The organism is Marinobacter salexigens (genome assembly GCF_018860765.1).
GTDB classification, from domain to species: domain Bacteria; phylum Pseudomonadota; class Gammaproteobacteria; order Pseudomonadales; family Oleiphilaceae; genus Marinobacter; species Marinobacter salexigens_A.
This window is the reverse complement of sequence record NZ_JAHKPV010000001.1, coordinates 689,849-706,685: the sequence shown is the minus strand read 5'-3', so window position 1 is coordinate 706,685 and position 16,837 is coordinate 689,849. Positions and strand designations below refer to the sequence as shown.

Below are 16,837 nucleotides of genomic sequence, written 5' to 3'. Positions count from 1 at the left end.
AATAGGTGAGACTATGAATTGGTAGATGAATTCATTATCAAACTGCAACGACCTGATTTCTCCCCCGTTTTTTAGCTTCGTACAACGCCTTATCCGCTCGTTTCAGGGTGGCTTCAAAACTACGGTCTTCAGGCATTGTCACAGTCACCCCAAGGCTGACAGTCACAGCAACACCATTGGCAGAGAAACGCTGAAGCTTTCGCCGAACACACTCGCAAAGCCGTTCAGCAAACTGCACAGCCTGCTTCTGTTCTGTATTCGGCAGGACAATAACAAATTCATCGCCGCCAAAGCGACTAGCGGTGTCCGTTTTCCGGAGTTCTGTTCGGAAAACGTCTGCAACCTCACGGATCATTTCGTCGCCCGCATGATGGCCAAGCGTGTCATTAACCGTCTTCAGGTGGTCCAGATCAAGCATCAAAATGGAAGTGGGCAAGGAATAGCGCTCAAACGTCTCATAATAAAGAGCCAGATCACGTTCAAGCCTCCTACGGTTGAAAAGCCCTGTAAGCTGATCTGTATCGCTGAACTCACGCAGTTTGATTTCTAGATCGTGTCGCTCAGATATATTACTTGCAACCCAAAGCACCGCGGCTTCATCGTCAATCAGGAAATCAAGTGCCTGAATACGGGCCTCAAACCAAATGGGAGCCACAGGCCCATTATCATCAGGCACGCCTTTAACATCCCTGCTGCTCAACTCGTACTCTTTGATCACAAGTTTACCGGTTTTGAGTGCGCAATCGATCTGCTCAAGAAACCAGTCTGCTTTCTCAGCCTTGACCACATCGGCAATATACAGACCGACAAGCCCGCTGCCGCTATGATAATAGCGTTCATCGCGACCACCATACACGGCCACATATTTGCCGCTGCGTGACAAAATAAAAACGGGGTCTGGCAGTGTGTCCAACACAGCGGCCATCTGCTCAATATTAATCGTAAGAGTGTTCATTGAGAGCCTCTCTGGATAGCCAGATTACACGCAATCCCTACAGCAATCACAAAGAACGACAAACCCTTCCTTTGTTCATCAACAGGGCCATACTGATTAATACTGCAGGGCAGCCTGCTGCTGATGGCAGTGTATTGATTATTGAGGTAGATATGACGAGTAAAGGACAAGATAAGAAAAAGGGCACGAAAAAGAAACCGCTTTTAACTGCAAAGGAAAAGAAAGCAGTGGTATCGTCGAGAGGCCCTCGGTTAACCTCTGGCCGTTAGTCCACGTGTAGGTGAGCTTTAGCTATGTCTTCATCGCTAAATAATGTTGTGTTGATCGGTATGCCCGGATCAGGCAAAAGCACTCTGGGTGTTCTATTGGCCAAAGCTGCTGCTTTGGCATTCGTAGATACAGATTTGTTAATTCAATCCCACTCAGGCCAAACCTTACAATCTATTGTTGATGGTGAGGGTTATGAGGCTTTGCGCCGAATTGAAGAACAAGTTCTGTGCAATTTAGACGTAACAGGCCACGTGATTGCAACCGGCGGCAGTGCTGTATATAGCGACCGAGCAATGCGGCACCTTAAGCAAAACAGCATCATCGTATTCTTGGATATTTCTCTCACAACGGTGCGACAGCGTATTGGCGACTTCAGCCTAAGAGGCATATCCAAACGCCCAGAGCAGACACTGGAAGACTTGTTTACCGAACGCCATGGGCTATATACCCGATTCGCCGATGTGGTCGTAAATGGCGAACACAAAAACCAAAATCAGATGTGTGAAGAAATCCTCAAGGCCGCCACTACTAATGCAAATCGGAACCTTGGCTTTTTAGGGCCGAGTACCCGCCCTTAGCTGCCGTCCCGTTGAGGGCCTGGCTTGAAAAGCTTAAACCAAGCGATTAAGCCCGCTATGGACGCCAAGCCAAGAAAAACGAAGAACTCTTCCGTGTTAAAGTCGCCAACCTTGTACATTAGCCCCAGAAAAACTAAAAGAAACGTCCCAATGGTGCCGATAAGCCTTAAACTCATATCCTATTCCTCAAAATTTGTGGATTCACCTGACTAGGGCCTCCGATGGAGTCCGCAAGGGGCTACTCTCGCTCAATCTGGCAGCCACTCGAACTCTGGCACCTCCCCCAACCTATCATCCCAAACTGCTTTGCTGGATGAAAAGATATGCGCTGTTGGCGCCATAGCGATGTCGGTGTCCAAACACCCAGCAGGTACAACGAGCAAACCTCCGTTCTGACTATTTGGCAGTGCTGAGCCACACAACCTACAAAAGCTCTTGGTATGGCGAGTATTTGGGAGAGTATAGGACGTCACCGCTTCTGCACCCGACAGCCAAACCAACTTCGCTGACTGTGAAAATAGATTTGCCGCGTGGGCTGAACCCGTATCTTTTTGGCAATGCTGACAATGGCACAGGTAAAAGCTATCGAAGCCACCTTTTATCTCAAAGCTAACGGTGCCACACAGACAAGAACCGCAATAATCAGTCATCAGAACCCCTCGCAACAAACACACCCTTACAATATCAGCAGCTTGGTCGCATCCCGAGCAAAAGCTGTCTCTACTCTGTTCTTATTTATCGGGCGCTGTTCGCATTCTGCTTCTTCATAATAACCAACGCGATTCCACCAAGAATAGCTACGGACGCCAATACCAAACGTAGGGTTACCGGTTCACCCAAAATAATAACGCCACCCAAAGCCGCAATAATCGGAACGCTCAGTTGAATTGTCGCAGCGTTAGTGGCCTTCAACTCAGGTACGGCCGTGTACCAAATGGCGTAACCCACCCCGGACGCCAGTGCCCCCGACGAAACTGCATACCAGAACCCATCCGTATCGAGCGACGCACCGCTCAACATGAATATGCTCATTGCTAGTGTGATCGGAACAGCGCGTAGAAAATTCCCCGTTGTAACTTTGGTCGGATCTCCTCCTCCCTTACCGCGCAAGGAGTAGATGCCCCATGCAATGCCGGAAACCAACATCAACACGGAGCCATTTAGTGGCGGTGCAGAGAGCCCCGGCAGCATAAGACCAATTAGCCCTCCGAAAGCGAGGCAAAGACCAATGAGTTGCGGTTTATGCAACCGTTCCCCAACCCAAACACCATAGCCGATCATGGTCGCTTGGACGGCGCCAAAGAGTATCAGTGCACCGGTTGCTGCAGACAAACCTGTATAGGCAAAAGAAAAGCCGGCGGCATAAACAAACAACGCAAAAGCAGACGGCCAGTTGCCAGCACCGGCAGGTGAGCTGTGCCTCATTCGTACGATTAGCCAAAGCACCACAGCACCGGAAAGCAATCGAATAGTCGTAAAACTGGCCGCGTCGATGCTGGTATCCCTGAGCGCAGCCCGGCAGAGCAATGAATTACCTGCAAATGCAACCATGGCTAACAATGTAAGAACAATGATACGGACATTCGACATTAAACGTTTTCCTATGAGCACCTTTAATCTAGAGCCTCTAACGCCGAAACGCACCGGTGACTTTAACGCAGCGAAGCGGAGACACTGCCCACCAAGGCGATGGCGCTCATGAGAAATCCACCGATGACAATCCAAGTCAAGTTATCGATATGCGCATACCCTATTACTAAGTGTGTTACTGAAACTGGCGGCTACCATGGCCGATCTATACAACACAGCCGCAAATTTGTCGGTTAACAGCGACTTGCTGAAAAAGACACGCGCTCTGAACATTAACCTGTCTGCGACCCTTGAGCGAGCATTGAAAGAAGAATTAGCAAAGCGCAAGGCTGACCAATGGGTAGAGGAAAACCGGACAGCAATCAAAAGCTACAACGAGTTCGTCGAACAGCACGGCTGTTGCTGACACCTCAAATTTCTTCAGTGCCTGAAAAACAGCTGAAGAATCCAATTGGCTCCCTATCGCATTTCAGGGACCAGATTGTTGAAGCACTGGATCTCGCAATCACTGGCATTTAACGCCCGGCTCACGCGCAGGTTTGGAGCCGCTAAGCGGCGGAAAATCGGTCGTTGTGCAGCCGCTTTATGCCCTATGCCCGATTTCGGATACAGCAGTCCAAGGACGAATATTCTTCAGCTGATCCTCAAGGGCATCTGCGGTAATCGAACGTTTTCCCGCGATGATCTGGCCTATTCTCTGAGCCGCCACCCCAATTTCTTTGGCCAGGCGGTATTGAGAAATACCCATCGGCTCCAGAAAATCTTCTTTGAGCAACTCGCCTGGCGTGACAGCATCAATGTTGCGCATGAGCCACCTCCTAATGGTAATCAACAATTTCAACATCTTCCGCGCCAACCTTGGTCCAGCGGAAGCAAACCCGGAACTGTTTGTTGATTCGAATGCTGTGCTGACCTTGATGGTCACCATGCAATGGTTCCAACATATTTCCGGGCGGTACTTTCAAATCATCCAACTGGCTTGCAGCTTGGAGTTGCCGAACTTTCCTCAAAGCAACTCGCTCGAAATTAACGTCAAGCATTATTATCTGACGGATGGATCTGGAGAAAGGCATAACGCCAGTGGTAATGTCCGAGTACATGTGATTGTTATGCTATTTCCAGTCATAATTTAATCGAATCCCATTTATCCTCAAATTCATTGTGCCACTACAATGCCTATCAATATAAATATATAATTTTTTGTGCTAGCTGGTATAGCACTCTTCGTGCAATTTTTTAAACATCTTTGCCAGCTCTTCTCTTAAGTTATAGTCTTCTATGAATAACCTTTGAAGTTCTTTTACTTTATCCTCAGGGCGAGCTATGACTATGACACCGGGGCTGGTTCCGTTAATTTTTATACTGTCACGAAATTTAGATGGTTTTGACCAGCCAATCCCATCATCAAAATTAAATGATATTGTATATTCCTTCCCGTCAGCGGTGTATACGGTAGAACCTAATATGCATCGGTTGCCATACCCATGCAAAGCTCTATCGCCTACAGCTATAACATCAAAAATCTCTTCATTTAGTTGAATCTTCGTTATTTCAGACATTATATTATTAAAAATAAGCTCATTATATTTATCAACAAGATCGTTGTATTTATCGATAAAATCGCTGTGTTTTTTGGCAAGTTCTCTGTATTCATCCACTAGTGAATTGTATTTATAATTAGATACTTCTGCTGAGGCATTAAACGATAGCACCACTAGAACTATTAGAATTATCTGTTTCATTGTTGATCCTGTATGTGATTTAATGAAGTAGTGATAGGTGTAATACATTATATAGTTTAAAGCCTGCTACTTGGGTAATCCAATTTACCTAAAAAAATAACACCACTTAGATTCAAAGCCAAAATTCATAGCGTTTCAATCAGCCGACACGTCAGCGGTCGGCTGCATTCGCTTGTTAGGGTTTCTGTGTAGAGTTTTCTTTAACCATTTATTTAAATCGGACACTACTCTTTTGCGCTCGCTTTGGCCTTTACTATTATTAAACCCATGGTCAAGATTCTCGTAAACAAGATACCCGATATTTTCCTTCCCTGACTCTTTCAGCGCCGCCACCATCTCATTAACTTTCTCTGGTGAAACTGATAAATCAATGCCGCCCTGGACTATAAGCAAAGGTGAATTCACTCTACGTAAAACATCGTACTGATCAACTGACAACATCTGACGCCACCAAGTATAGCCATGCCCACTTACTTGGAGATCAAATGGCTCACTATTAAGAATATGCTCAGAAAACCCTTTAAAACCATTTATGCTTTCATTTTCCTCTTCATTGCCTTCATGCGCTGAAGCGATATTGTGAAAAACGTCGTCGATGAATCGGCGACCGCCTCCATTAAAAGAAATGGTTGCATCCACATCGTCAGTGCCCGACGCAAATAAATTGGCAATAACTGCGCCTTCGCTACCACCCATTACGATAACTTCACTATATGCACGGTTTTTTCGCACATCATTGAGAACTTTCTCTATATCTATAAGGCGTTGATTGGGACTATCCTTTTGAAGATATTGTATTGGGCAATCCTCTCGCTCTGGATCCGAGCTATAAGTAAGAGCTTTGTCAATACCGTATTTTTCAATTAGAAGTAGATCTGCTTCTGGCCATACATATCTATAGTCACTAAATATAGATTCAATTTTCAAAACACTGTTACAACCAGACCCCTGAAGAACAAGCAACAAAACATCACTCGGTGATTCATATGATGCTTTGAGGAGATAATAATTTATTTTAGACCCATCAGGCCTATCAAGTACCAGCGACTCAAAGCCTCTTGAATCAGAGTGTGTACTAAACGTTAAAAATAGAAATATCATGGGTATAAGTCGGATTTTCATTTCAAGTTCCTAACGAAGCTGTAGAAAAACCCTAGAGCCTTTTTGCGATGATGCTCCTACGTAAAATCTGGGTGTATTTCCGATGCCAACTGTTCCAGATTTTAAGAATAGGTCCTATTTTTAGCTTAATTATTGATCAGTTCTCGCTCAGGAGAAACCTCCGACCTTTTTCTACAGCCTCAACTCCGCCATAATTTGCCGCTTGAAGCGAAGCGTATAGTGGGGGAAGTCCAGGGCGAACAACATGCGCTTGTATGGATAATTTCTGCCGTGTGTGGGTAAAGTTGAGACCCACCCCCTGCTGCAACTGGGGGCCTTCGTGCAGCAGCTCGATAATGCGCCGGCTCCCCTTTCGAGAGACCGATAACAAGTGCGTAGCGCTGCATGACTCTAAAGCGATAACTCGAACAGTCATCGGGGCCTCGAGCCCGTATAGCAAGGCAGAGTCAGCTTATTATGAACAACTCAAAAATCCAAATTCCAGTCAATATCGGTGTTGACGTTGGTAAGGCCAATCTTGATATAGCTCTTCACCCCTCTGGAGAGCTTTATTCGATTCCCAACAGCGAAGCTGCACATCCGGCGATTCGTCCAAATCCTTAAAGGCTATTCCATCGAACGCATCGTGGTGGAGGCAACCGGGCGCTATGAACATGCTCTGGTTCAGGCCTGCGATCAGGCCGGTCTTCCGATCATTTTCGTTAATCCCACCAGCGTTAGACGGTACGCCCAAGCCATCGGTGTGCTTGCCAAAACCGATCGGATCGATGCACAGGTCATCGCCAAATATGCGGCTACGTTAAAGCCCGAATTCAAACCGATTCCGGATAAAACATCTCAGAAAATTAAAGACTTATTAACCCGGCGAAGCCAACTTCTGGAAATATCCACTATGGAAAAAAATCGCCTTCAAATCCTTCCAAAAGCACTTCATCGTTCCATCAAAAGTTTGCTCAAAATGCTTCAGAGTCAGATTGAAACCATCACCAAGCAGATCGAGCAGGAGGTTACCAAGGTTGATCACTGGCGTATCAAATCGGAAATTCTGACCAGTGTCCCAGGCGTTGGCAAAGTGCTCACCTACACCTTGCTCAGCGAACTTCCAGAACTCGGATCGCTCAACCGAAAAGAGATTGCCGCACTGGTCGGCGTGGCTCCCATCAACCGGGATAGTGGCAAGCTCAATGGCAAACGAAGGATACGGGGAGGACGTCACAGAGTGCGCACGGTGATGTTCATGGCCATGCTCTCATCTATACAGTGCAATCCCGTTTTTAAACGCTTCTACGAGCATCTGAAAGCTCAAGGGAAGATTCCCAAGGTCGCTCTGATCGCCTGCATGCGAAAGATGATTGTGGTGCTCAATACCATGGTTAAAAACCAAGAACCGTGGCGTGAAAATATGGCTTAATATATGGGATTGACACCACAGTCACTTGTTACGAGTGATACTCCATGATGAGCTCAGGATGCCCCGTGTGCTCATCGATTTGCTCTTCAAGTAAAGTGAATCCGTGTTTCTGATAGAACTCGATGCTCGGTATATTTTCTTTATAAACAGTTAGCTGCAAGCTCTTTCGCCTACTCTTAGCATCATTAATTAGGGCTGAGCCCACTCCCTTGCCCTGTGAGTCTGGCGTCACAAAGATCGCAGCAAGATTGTTCTCATATAGGCTATAGAACCCAACAACGTCTACCTCGGCTTCATATACCAGCGTCTCCGATGCGGGGATGTATACATCACGCATCTCGCTAATCTTCGAATTCCAAAAAACAGATTCGATGAAGTCATGGGCTTTAATCGATGCTGATAGCCAGATTGCCAAGATTTGATCAATATCGGCTTCCCGATAATCGCGAATCAATTGGTTGCTCCCTAGTACTCGTAACGCCCGGCTTTGCGGCGTGCCGGAGCGCCAGCGCAGGCGCGTCCGACAACAGCCACTGGTTAAGCTGCTTCGAAGTCCAGCCGATGAATACCCTCCAGATTGACTGTGCCGCGAGCCACCCACAGATCATACATATCTTGCATTGCCAACCAGCTCTCAGGAGTACGACCGAGAACCTTGGACAGCCGTAATGACATTTCAGGGCTAATGCCACTATCCCCTTTGAGCAGCCGAGACAAAGTAGAAGGTGAAACGCCCAGACTGGAAGCAAGCTGACGAGAGCTGATACCGAAAGGCTCCAGATACACCTCACGAATGAATTCACCAGGATGCGGCGGATTATGCATAGTCATTAGTGATAATCCTCATAATCAAGAATGTAGGCGTTGCCGTCCTGAAATTCGAACGTCATGCGACAATTTCCGTTAACCCTAATCGACCACCGGCCTTTGTCTTTGCCCTTCAATGGATGAAGCCGAAAACCAGGGATGTCGATGTCTTCCACCGAAGTGGCAGTATCCAGAGCAGCCAGCTGCATGCGCAGTTTCTTGGCGTGATCTGGCTGTATGCCGGACGTGCTGCCGGTCGAGTAGAACCGTTTCAGTCCTTTGTGACGGAATGATTTAATCATGAGGGAATTATAGCATGTTGCGCACCATGCAACAATAGAGCTTAACGCCGTTGTTCAGCGGCAGCCTTGGCAGAGCGAAGCGGCGACAAGGCTGTCCGGTGTAGGGCCATTAGGCCCGGAACGAACTGCAACTATTGGTTAAGTGTATTTCTCGTACCTTGGCTCCATCATTTCGGCCAATAACTCAGAAGACCCGACTACTCGACTGTGGGGCTTTAGGTTTTCATTCGCGAAATCAATGAGTTTTGAAAGTGCCTCTAGGTTCCTGTTTAACCAGTAATCACTGCCTATCGTATCGTAGTAATATTCTTCTCTGTTTCCACGGAAGTCCCAAGTATCCAATCTATAGCGTAGCCCAACTGGTAAGCCATCCATTTTGAGGATATCGCCTTCGTACTCGGTAACGATGTTCTCTGGCAGATGAGGGCGAACCTTCCTCATCATTTTCCCAATGTCATGACCGTACTTCTGTATCCAATTTAGGAGTCTCTTGCCTTTCCTGTCCTCGTTCTCAAAGTAACAGATCAAGGATTTCAGGACTGACTCCATACCCATCCGCAAATCAATGAAGGATTTGGCCCGCATCGAACGAGGCGTATAAAACAGAGGGCCATCGCTCTCCATACAATGCTTATACCGGATGTAAAAATCCCGGGCATCGTGGAAGAAATGGTTTGAAACCTCGAGATACCGAGGCCTAGTAAATTCTTCGCTCATACTCCCTCACACTTAACGCCAGCCAACATGCGCGGCTACGAAATGGAGGCGAAGCCGCAATGTAGTAGGCGTCGCCGTGCTTGGCCTTGTTATATATTTTTGATGCCGTATTCACGATCCATCGCTTGGTGGCTCATCACGATACACTGCTGATCTCTATGTCCCGCTTTGTAGCTGATGACAAAGAACTTTTCTTTCGTGAGCCAATCCTGAATTAAGCCTCCCTGAGGAGGGTAGTGTTCAATAAACAGCATATTCTCAAAAGCTTGCGACAGGCCTTCGGATTCGCTGTAATATCCAACAATATGGGTTTTCGCTTCGTTTAAGCATGGTCCGACTTTAGGGCCCAACCACATTAGTGCTGAAAGCTCATCGTGTACTGCGCCAGAATTATACAAACCATTGGAGAAATTTTGCTGCAACCTAGATAGAACCCCTAACAGATCGAAACCTGTTAATTTCCTTATTACGTCTTGGTCCTCAGCCTGAATAGAGCCAAGGATATTCTGTGACATAAAATATCCGTATATATCTTCCGACGCATTAACAACTGAGACACCATTCCAACCATGTGCCTGTGAAGCCATCAATATAGGCGCTTTCTTAAAGTCAGGATCAGTCCATAGCCTAAGACGAAAGATTAACTCTTCAGGTGTTTTAAAGTAGTCCAAGGAGTCATATCGCAACTTCATGTAATTAATCCTATATAACGCCGCAATAACCGAGCGGAGCATTGCGTGGTAAAGTGAGCGAAGCGAACCACGCAATGCGGAGTCCGGTTGATTGCTTTGTTAAAGCCTAAGCTTCTTTCTATTTGCATCTATTTTTTCTAGCTCCTCAGCATTGAAATCACTGGTTTTCCAGCGAGACATCTTGGAGAGAGTACTTTGCTTGTACTCGTCATTTCCCGATCCATAATCATTGAACTGGGTTATATAAGATTCATAGTTCGAGAAAGAATCCATCTTCGGAAGTAACTCTGATCCGAGTAAAACGACTACATCTTGCATAGATTCGTCAGCTAGTTCATGCGTCGACATATCCCAACTATCTATACCATCACCGACACTGTATGAAGCCACATTGGCTTCAGCAACTGGCATTACATTGTAGTGCACTCGAACTGATTCCTTTCCCGAAAATCCATTCGCATCTATCCATACTTGCTGAAAGAAACCATTAACCTCTTTCGAAAAGTTTCGTGTAGTTGATTTCACAAAACCTTGGCTTTTCAGGTACGGCCACAAAAAGCTTGTAGTAGCTGCCGTTACAGGATCTTTTGATCTTTTTCTCGTCATTACAGGCAAGTGGTCTCGATTTCGAATGAGCTTTAACGCTGAGCTTAGCGGCGCCCTTGTAATGGAGGCGAAGCCGCAATGTAAAGGGCGTCCGGCGGCCATCGGCCGCGTACTACAGCGACTGGTTAAATCTCTCTAAGGCTACCAGTAAGCGCTGCTGTTCTGAGAGCCATTGGTCATATTCACCGGTCTCTTGCCACAACTCTTTTAGCTCTGAGTCTCCCATTATCTTTTTGACGGCCTGAGCAGCTAACGAGGCGTGCACCGGTTCTAACACTGGCAGTTTGCCAAAGAGCCCCTTTTTCCTTTCTAACCAATTTTGAATTTCTTCGGGGAGTTCCGATCTGTCTTTGGACAAAGCCTTGTTGATAATTTCAGCAGAGACAAGCGCTTGACAGCAATAGGGGGATTCTAAATAACCAGTTTCATTTACAACATCTTTTAGTGGGGAAAGCAGTACCTTGACCCCTTTTGAACCAGAGATGTCATGCGTCCAATCGACCGCATCATCGTTCTCGAAATTGCCAATCCCCCAAGCACCCATGAATATACCTTTCTTGATTTAACGCTGAATGTTAAGCGGCGCCTACGGAGCGCAGCGTAGTAGGCGTCCGGCGGACGGCCGCCAGGCCGGTAGCGAACTTGAACGATTGGTTATACATAAGGCTACCACCCCCACCAATGCCAAACCTTGGCTATACCGCGCCAGACACCCCCAAGAATAGACGGGAAAAGTCTCGGGAGCAGCAACGCCAGCACAGCAAAACCCAAGATAGAGAAAATGAGGTAACGACTGCTCAGAAAACCATCCCAGTAAACGGCCAACTCCAAATTGACCCAGAGCCAAACGAATGCTGCCGTTGGGACAGAGAAAAACAGCGAGGCAAAAAGGCTGATCAACCTTATTTCAATTGGCCCATCTTGGCCGCGATTCCTTGCCATGATCTATGAACATTCCTTGTGTATAACGCCGCGCACACCGGCGCGAGCTTGCGAGCGTCCGGCAGCCGGAGGCTGCGTAGTGCTGCGCCTGGTTATGTGTTGACTCTGTCGCCACGTTAATCCGATAGGTTGAGCTGCCAAGACACGCCGTACCTATCCTTCAGCCACCCAAATTTCTGGCTAAAGCCATAGTTATCCAAAGGCATCAGCTCCGAGCCACCGTCGGCTAAGGCCCGAAAAGCCTCCTCAATTTCGCTTGAGGACTCACACTCAACATACAATGACATGGAGGGTGTAAAATTAAATTGGTGATCAAGGTGACTGTCCAGCGCCAAAAACTCGGTTCCGTTTATCCTGAACCGAGCCATTTTGATAGAACCTTCTGGTTCATGCTCACCGGCTCCGTAGCGCTGAATATCGGTGATCTTTGAACCAGGAAATAAAGAGGTATAGAACCTGATTGCCTCCTCGGCTTTCCCGGCCTGCTCTCCGACAAACATGAGCGAAGTCGTGATGGATTTCATCTGCTCCTCCAATCTGATGGGTACACATAACGCTTGCAGCATGCGCGCCTACGAAATGCAGCCGAAGGCGCAATGTAGTAGGCGTCGCCGTGCCTGCACTGGTTATGTGAACTCACCCCCGCCATTTTCTGAAAACCTCCTCCACTTGGCCCTTTGAAGCTGTAACCCACTGGGCAAGCTCTGCATCTTTGCGATGCGGATAGAAAATGAGGTTGGCAAAGGTATTGTTGATTACCAACCAAGAGTCGTCATTACCACCCTCGCTTTCATCAAACTCATCAACGAAGGGGAACTGTTTTGCTACCTGACGAACAATTTCACGATCAACACCGAAAAGGGTGTGAAATTCCCAATCCTCGAAGAATTTACCGTCAGCGGCGGCATCCAAACATTGCTGAACGATTTTCAACTCAGCTTCTGTCAAATCAGATAGCGGCATTGGCTATACCCACATAACGCCCGCCATCACCGGTGACAGAACCGCAGCGAAGCGGAGGTTTTGGCATCCGGTGCATGGCCTGGTTATGTGCTGCTTCAGGCTGCAACAAGCTTCTTCACGTTCAGCTCTTTGCGGTGTTGTTCAGCATGCCAGAGTTCGTATTGGGACTGCTGATTCAGCCAGCTTTCTGCCGAGGTATCGAAAGCGATAGAGAGCCGGATCGCCATTTCTGGACTGATGCCGGCCTTGCCATTCAACACGGCACTCAGCGTTTTGCGGCTAACGCCCAATGCCTCTGCCGCCGCCGTGACAGAGAGGCCGAGGGGCTCAATACAAAGCTCTCGCAGTACTTCACCCGGGTGCGGAGGGTTGTGCATTAACATTGGCGGTACCTCAGTGATAATCTTCGTAGTTTACAATCTCGGCATCTCCGTCTTCGAATCGGAAGGTCACTCGCCAGTTACCGCTGACGGTCACTGACCAGATTCTTGCACGATTGCCAGAGAGCTCGTGCAAACGAAGACCGGGTAAGTCCATATCTTTGGCATTCGATGCTGCATTCAATCTACCGAGAATTAGCCGAAGCCTCTTTTCATGAGCGGCCTGAATCCCTGCAGTGCTGCCGGACTTGAAGAATTTTGCCAAGCCCTTGTGTTTGAAGCTTCGAATCATTCCTTGAGCGTACCCTGCAACGTATCAGGTGTCAAAACACATAACGCCAATGATAAGCGGCGCCCGTCTAGGGCGTCCGGTGGACGGCCGCCAGGCCGGGAACGAACTTAATTGACTTGTTAAGCATTGATCTGGCGGACGAAGCCAGCTTCATCTCTGACACCTACCCGGTTGCCATCGGGGTCGCTGATGTTGATAGTCCGGCCCCAAGAACTTTCCTGGATTTCAGCTTGGATACCCCATGCCCTTATTTCCGCCAGGGCCTCCTCCAAATCCTCGACATTAAAGCGCAGTTTGAAGCTACCCTCTGTCGGTGACTTAACGCCGTTCTTCGCCTTGCCTCCTTGCTCGACCATCAAATAGCCATTCCCGTACTCGAGACAGGTGAGCTTGAAGTCACCCTCCTTTTTCTCGAATAGCTGACGCAATCCAAAGAGGTCTCGATAGAACGCCACGCACTCCTCGAAATTTTCCGTGTTCAGAATTATTCCGTAGCGGGCTATGTTTGCGTGCATGAGCCTTCCTTGTGCTTAACGCCATGGTAAGCCGCCGGGACGGAGCGCAGCGCAGTACCGGTCGGCTTCACCTACTGGTTAAGTTGCAGCCAAGTCCGAGATCATGCTCTTGATCGACTCAATTTCAGCGTCGCGATCCGCTGCTTGGCAGTTGTATGTGATGAATAGAGCAGTTGGCCCGTTGGCAACATACCAGAATTGCCAAAATTCATTGTCCGAACCAAATGCTAAAGTGAAGCCCTTGAAGTCGCCTGCGTCAGCTTCAGTTAATTTAGCTCCGGCCTCTATGTGCTCTTCCGCCAACCCTCTTAAGTCAGCTTCCGTGACAGTTCCTTCTTTGGAATAGCTACTGATCTGGAGCGCCCCTACGCCTTCCGGGTGAAAAACGAGAGAGCAATCTTCTTCATGCTCTCCTACCCACTCGGGCAACAAATTGATTCGCCAGCTTGGTCCATCGAACTGATTCATAATTTTTGCAACTTAACAGCTAATTATACGAACGAGTTCGTATATCACTCATTCGTAAAACTCCATTCAAACACACTCAAAATAAAAAAATGTTCTGAATAAAAACAAACTTTTGAGCACCAATTACCACGGCTACCGCCGGAGTTATACGCCCTCTTTAGAGCCACTCCCGCCCCCACCATGGGCGCATAACTCCACCCTTCCTGCACCAACTTTCAAACCCTATCAGATAGTTACCTTCTTTTCTCTGGAGAGTTCTGGATTTTTGCGAACGCGTTCGTATAACTCCACCAATTAGCAACCTCTTGACTTCGATCGCGATCCGTATACTGTATATAAAAACAGCATTAAAGGATGAGAGGATATGGATATCCCTACCCCAATACCAGCACAGCCAACCCGTTTTTTGGATAAGGTTCGGGCTTTTATACGTTTTCGAGGCATGGCGTATAAAACAGAGAAAACCTACCTGTTCTGGATCAAACGCTTTATCCGCTTCCATGGTCGCCAGCATCCTGCAGTTATGGGCTCTGCGGAAGTCGAAGCATTTCTGTCTCATCTGGTTTTGCAGGCAAACGTAAGCGCCTCTACCCAGAGAGTCGCTCTGAATGCATTGGTATTTCTCTATCGAGAATTTCTGGGCCAACCTCTGGATGATCTGGATTTCAAGCACTCCAGAAAACCGGTCAAACTTCCAACGGTATTCAGTGCGGAGGAAGCTAGGTCTGTTATTCGTAATCTGAGCGGAGATTACAAGCTTGTTGCCATGCTCCTCTACGGCTCCGGGCTGCGTATTAACGAAGCTCTGCGACTGAGAGTTAAAGACGTTGATTTTGATATGCAGCAGTTGATTGTTCGTAGCGGTAAAGGCGCTAAAGATCGAATCACCCTGCTACCGGATCGCCTCATCGAACCGTTAAAACAACAGATCGAATCCGCTCTGCACATGCATCAGGCGGATCTTTTGAAAGGATCTGGCTCTGTTTATCTTCCGGCGAGCCTCGCACGCAAATATCCGAATGCCAGTCAGGAGCCTGGTTGGCAATACATCTTTCCGGCACAGATGCTTTCGAAGGACCCTCGTTCGGGCATTAGCAGGCGACATCATCTAATGGACCGAACGGTTCAAAAGCACTTTCGTCTCGCTATTCAGGCTGCCGGGATCCGCAAGCTCGCGGGCAGTCATACCTTTCGCCACAGTTTTGCCACGCGTCTGCTGGAGGCCGGCTATGATCTTCGCACCATCCAGAAGCTCCTCGGCCATTCAGACCTGCGCACGACAGAAATCTACACCCATGTAATTCGCAAAGGTGGTTTTGGTGTTCGCAGCCCGGTGGACGAAGGCTTTTGAATTCCCTAGATGCGGTGCAGCCTCACCACTCCAACTGCGCCCCTGTCTGGTACTCAATCACCCGCGTTTCAAAGAAGTTCTTTTCTTTACGCATGGTGGCTTGTTCTTCCAGCCAGGGTGATACGTTTTTCGCACCCGGGAACGGTTCTTCCAGCCCTACGGTGCGGGCTCTTCGGTTGGCTATGAAACGGAATTGTTCGGTGTGGTATTCCGCGGAGTAGCCAAGGATGGGGTCCCGCAGGATGTAGTTGGCGTAGTCGTGCTCGGCGGCTTCGGATTCTTCCCACATTTCACGCACGGCTTTGGGATCGAAGCTGATGTTTTCTTCTTCCAGTATCTGGTTCACCACTTTCAGGCCGAAGGCGAAGTGCATGGCTTCGTCGCGCAGTATGTATTGGAACTGCTCGCCCGTGCCGCGCATCAGGCCACGGCGCTGCAAGGCGAAGATGGGGCTGAAGCCGTTGTAGAACCAGCAACCTTCAAACACCGCTGCAAAGAACAGGTACGACATGATGAATTCTTGCAGGTCGTCTTTGTTCCGCAGGTTCAGGTCGGAGCGCATGGCGGCGTCCAGGCGGCGGTTTGCCATCTGGATTTTGGCGTTTATTTGCGGCACCACGCGGTAGCGGTTGTAAATTTCGCTTTGGTCTAGGTTCAAGGTTTCAATGCAGTGCTGGTAGGTCCAGGTGTGCAGCGCCTCTTCGTACACTTGGCGTGCCTGATATATCTGTAGCTCAGGCGCAGTCATCTTCTCCATCACCGCCAGACCAATGTTGCGCATGGCCAGTATGTCGGAGGTGGTGAGGTAGGCCACCACGTTTTCGAACACGTGCTTTTCCGCCGGGCTCAGGCGATGGTGGTAGTCGTGAACGTCCTGCGCCATGTTCACGTCCAACGGGGTCCAGTGGTTTTTGTTGGCGTTCATGAAGAACTCCCAAGCCCAGGGGTATTTGAAGGGGGCCAACTGGTTTACGTCGGTTTCGCCGTTGATTACGCGCTTGTCGTCTACGTTCACCGGGGCCACGCTGCTGTCTGCAGCGGGCTGGGTTTTTGGTTTGGTTTCGTCGTCCCAGTTCAGCATGGGTGGTGTCCTCTTGGTGTTAAGCCTGCAATTTTGGTGCGGAACCGCTCTGG

The 16,837-nt window shown here is 48.3% G+C and carries 29 protein-coding genes; 6 read left to right on the top strand and 23 right to left on the bottom strand.

Features of this window, described 5'->3' with window-relative positions:
• Positions 1 to 37: 37 nt before the first annotated feature.
• Complete coding sequence (locus tag KO508_RS03200; protein WP_216006865.1) at positions 38 to 955, bottom strand: sensor domain-containing diguanylate cyclase; 918 nt, start codon at positions 953 to 955, stop codon at positions 38 to 40.
• Between the two features lie 293 nt (positions 956 to 1,248).
• Between KO508_RS03200 and KO508_RS03195 the strand changes: the two genes are divergently transcribed.
• Positions 1,249 to 1,803, top strand: a complete 555-nt coding sequence (locus tag KO508_RS03195; RefSeq protein ID WP_216006864.1) for a shikimate kinase — start codon at positions 1,249 to 1,251, stop codon at positions 1,801 to 1,803.
• Here KO508_RS03195 and KO508_RS03190 read toward each other — a convergent pair.
• From KO508_RS03190 to KO508_RS03180, 3 genes are all read right to left on the bottom strand, one after another.
• A complete protein-coding gene (locus KO508_RS03190; RefSeq protein ID WP_216006863.1) occupies positions 1,800 to 1,979 on the bottom strand; it encodes a hypothetical protein in 180 nt (59 codons plus the stop codon). The two genes, KO508_RS03195 and KO508_RS03190, sit on opposite strands and share 4 nt — an antisense overlap.
• A 72-nt stretch (positions 1,980 to 2,051) precedes the next feature.
• Positions 2,052 to 2,453 carry a GFA family protein gene (locus KO508_RS03185; RefSeq protein ID WP_216006862.1) on the bottom strand — a complete coding sequence of 134 codons (402 nt, stop codon included), beginning with the start codon at positions 2,451 to 2,453 and terminating at the stop codon, positions 2,052 to 2,054.
• Between the two features lie 85 nt (positions 2,454 to 2,538).
• Positions 2,539 to 3,393, bottom strand: a complete 855-nt coding sequence (locus KO508_RS03180) for a DMT family transporter (RefSeq protein WP_216006861.1) — start codon at positions 3,391 to 3,393, stop codon at positions 2,539 to 2,541.
• A gap of 196 nt (positions 3,394 to 3,589) precedes the next feature.
• Between KO508_RS03180 and KO508_RS03175 the strand changes: the two genes are divergently transcribed.
• Positions 3,590 to 3,799: a type II toxin-antitoxin system CcdA family antitoxin gene (locus tag KO508_RS03175; protein ID WP_216006860.1), complete on the top strand. Its 210-nt coding sequence runs from the start codon at positions 3,590 to 3,592 to the stop codon at positions 3,797 to 3,799.
• Positions 3,730 to 3,912: a CcdB family protein gene (locus KO508_RS03170; RefSeq protein ID WP_216006859.1), complete on the top strand. Its 183-nt coding sequence runs from the start codon at positions 3,730 to 3,732 to the stop codon at positions 3,910 to 3,912. The genes KO508_RS03175 and KO508_RS03170 overlap by 70 nt, the downstream gene beginning before the upstream one ends.
• 64 nt (positions 3,913 to 3,976) lie before the next feature.
• Here KO508_RS03170 and KO508_RS03165 read toward each other — a convergent pair whose 3' ends face one another.
• The 4 genes from KO508_RS03165 to KO508_RS03150 all read right to left on the bottom strand — a co-directional run bounded on the left by KO508_RS03165 (position 3,977) and on the right by KO508_RS03150 (position 6,257).
• Entirely contained in the window at positions 3,977 to 4,201 is a 225-nt protein-coding gene (locus KO508_RS03165; protein ID WP_216006858.1) for a HigA family addiction module antitoxin, read from the bottom strand.
• A 10-nt stretch (positions 4,202 to 4,211) separates the two neighbouring features.
• Entirely contained in the window at positions 4,212 to 4,466 is a 255-nt protein-coding gene (locus tag KO508_RS03160; protein WP_216007319.1) for a type II toxin-antitoxin system RelE/ParE family toxin, read from the bottom strand.
• Positions 4,467 to 4,598: 132 nt separating this feature from the next.
• Positions 4,599 to 5,135, bottom strand: a complete 537-nt coding sequence (locus tag KO508_RS03155) for a hypothetical protein (protein WP_216006857.1) — start codon at positions 5,133 to 5,135, stop codon at positions 4,599 to 4,601.
• 135 nt (positions 5,136 to 5,270) lie between these two features.
• A complete protein-coding gene (locus tag KO508_RS03150; RefSeq protein WP_216006856.1) occupies positions 5,271 to 6,257 on the bottom strand; it encodes an alpha/beta hydrolase family protein in 987 nt (328 codons plus the stop codon).
• A 456-nt stretch (positions 6,258 to 6,713) separates the two neighbouring features.
• Here KO508_RS03150 and KO508_RS03145 point away from each other — a divergent pair, with 456 nt between their 5' ends.
• The gene (locus tag KO508_RS03145) at positions 6,714 to 6,860 is read left to right on the top strand and encodes a hypothetical protein (RefSeq protein ID WP_216006855.1); all 147 of its coding nucleotides are present in this window, start codon (positions 6,714 to 6,716) and stop codon (positions 6,858 to 6,860) included.
• Entirely contained in the window at positions 6,796 to 7,668 is an 873-nt protein-coding gene (locus tag KO508_RS03140) for an IS110 family transposase (RefSeq protein ID WP_216007318.1), read from the top strand. Before KO508_RS03145 ends, KO508_RS03140 begins: the two co-directional genes overlap by 65 nt.
• Positions 7,669 to 7,696: 28 nt before the next feature.
• Here KO508_RS03140 and KO508_RS03135 read toward each other — a convergent pair whose 3' ends face one another.
• The 14 genes from KO508_RS03135 to KO508_RS03070 all read right to left on the bottom strand — a co-directional run bounded on the left by KO508_RS03135 (position 7,697) and on the right by KO508_RS03070 (position 14,352).
• Positions 7,697 to 8,122 carry an N-acetyltransferase gene (locus KO508_RS03135; RefSeq protein ID WP_216006854.1) on the bottom strand — a complete coding sequence of 142 codons (426 nt, stop codon included), beginning with the start codon at positions 8,120 to 8,122 and terminating at the stop codon, positions 7,697 to 7,699.
• 83 nt (positions 8,123 to 8,205) lie between these two features.
• Positions 8,206 to 8,499, bottom strand: a complete 294-nt coding sequence (locus tag KO508_RS03130; RefSeq protein WP_012137899.1) for a HigA family addiction module antitoxin — start codon at positions 8,497 to 8,499, stop codon at positions 8,206 to 8,208.
• Positions 8,499 to 8,777 carry a type II toxin-antitoxin system RelE/ParE family toxin gene (locus KO508_RS03125; RefSeq protein ID WP_216006853.1) on the bottom strand — a complete coding sequence of 93 codons (279 nt, stop codon included), beginning with the start codon at positions 8,775 to 8,777 and terminating at the stop codon, positions 8,499 to 8,501. Before KO508_RS03125 ends, KO508_RS03130 begins: the two co-directional genes overlap by 1 nt.
• A gap of 138 nt (positions 8,778 to 8,915) precedes the next feature.
• The gene (locus KO508_RS18795) at positions 8,916 to 9,221 is read right to left on the bottom strand and encodes a hypothetical protein (protein ID WP_252737791.1); all 306 of its coding nucleotides are present in this window, start codon (positions 9,219 to 9,221) and stop codon (positions 8,916 to 8,918) included.
• 362 nt (positions 9,222 to 9,583) lie between these two features.
• Positions 9,584 to 10,186 (bottom strand): hypothetical protein, encoded by a 603-nt coding sequence (locus tag KO508_RS03115; protein WP_216006852.1) that lies wholly within the window; start codon positions 10,184 to 10,186, stop codon positions 9,584 to 9,586.
• A gap of 99 nt (positions 10,187 to 10,285) precedes the next feature.
• Positions 10,286 to 10,801: a hypothetical protein gene (locus KO508_RS03110; protein WP_216006851.1), complete on the bottom strand. Its 516-nt coding sequence runs from the start codon at positions 10,799 to 10,801 to the stop codon at positions 10,286 to 10,288.
• Positions 10,802 to 10,904: 103 nt separating this feature from the next.
• Positions 10,905 to 11,336 carry a DUF4259 domain-containing protein gene (locus KO508_RS03105; RefSeq protein ID WP_216006850.1) on the bottom strand — a complete coding sequence of 144 codons (432 nt, stop codon included), beginning with the start codon at positions 11,334 to 11,336 and terminating at the stop codon, positions 10,905 to 10,907.
• 122 nt (positions 11,337 to 11,458) lie between these two features.
• Entirely contained in the window at positions 11,459 to 11,734 is a 276-nt protein-coding gene (locus KO508_RS03100; RefSeq protein ID WP_216006849.1) for a hypothetical protein, read from the bottom strand.
• Between the two features lie 116 nt (positions 11,735 to 11,850).
• Entirely contained in the window at positions 11,851 to 12,258 is a 408-nt protein-coding gene (locus KO508_RS03095) for a VOC family protein (protein WP_216006848.1), read from the bottom strand.
• A 112-nt stretch (positions 12,259 to 12,370) separates the two neighbouring features.
• A complete protein-coding gene (locus tag KO508_RS03090; protein WP_113813901.1) occupies positions 12,371 to 12,697 on the bottom strand; it encodes a hypothetical protein in 327 nt (108 codons plus the stop codon).
• 95 nt (positions 12,698 to 12,792) lie between these two features.
• Positions 12,793 to 13,080 carry a HigA family addiction module antitoxin gene (locus KO508_RS03085; RefSeq protein WP_102587158.1) on the bottom strand — a complete coding sequence of 96 codons (288 nt, stop codon included), beginning with the start codon at positions 13,078 to 13,080 and terminating at the stop codon, positions 12,793 to 12,795.
• A 10-nt stretch (positions 13,081 to 13,090) separates the two neighbouring features.
• Positions 13,091 to 13,369: a type II toxin-antitoxin system RelE/ParE family toxin gene (locus KO508_RS03080; protein ID WP_216006847.1), complete on the bottom strand. Its 279-nt coding sequence runs from the start codon at positions 13,367 to 13,369 to the stop codon at positions 13,091 to 13,093.
• Between the two features lie 119 nt (positions 13,370 to 13,488).
• Positions 13,489 to 13,884: a VOC family protein gene (locus KO508_RS03075; protein ID WP_216006846.1), complete on the bottom strand. Its 396-nt coding sequence runs from the start codon at positions 13,882 to 13,884 to the stop codon at positions 13,489 to 13,491.
• Positions 13,885 to 13,962: 78 nt separating this feature from the next.
• Positions 13,963 to 14,352, bottom strand: coding sequence for a hypothetical protein (locus KO508_RS03070; protein WP_200367901.1), 390 nt, complete (start codon positions 14,350 to 14,352; stop codon positions 13,963 to 13,965).
• Positions 14,353 to 14,716: 364 nt separating this feature from the next.
• On the opposite strand from KO508_RS03070, the gene KO508_RS03065 reads away from it, so the two are divergent.
• The gene (locus KO508_RS03065) at positions 14,717 to 15,703 is read left to right on the top strand and encodes an integron integrase (protein ID WP_216006845.1); all 987 of its coding nucleotides are present in this window, start codon (positions 14,717 to 14,719) and stop codon (positions 15,701 to 15,703) included.
• 22 nt (positions 15,704 to 15,725) lie between these two features.
• On the opposite strand, the gene KO508_RS03060 is transcribed toward KO508_RS03065, so the two are convergent.
• Complete coding sequence (locus tag KO508_RS03060; RefSeq protein ID WP_216006844.1) at positions 15,726 to 16,784, bottom strand: ribonucleotide-diphosphate reductase subunit beta; 1,059 nt, start codon at positions 16,782 to 16,784, stop codon at positions 15,726 to 15,728.
• Positions 16,785 to 16,837 lie beyond the last annotated feature (53 nt).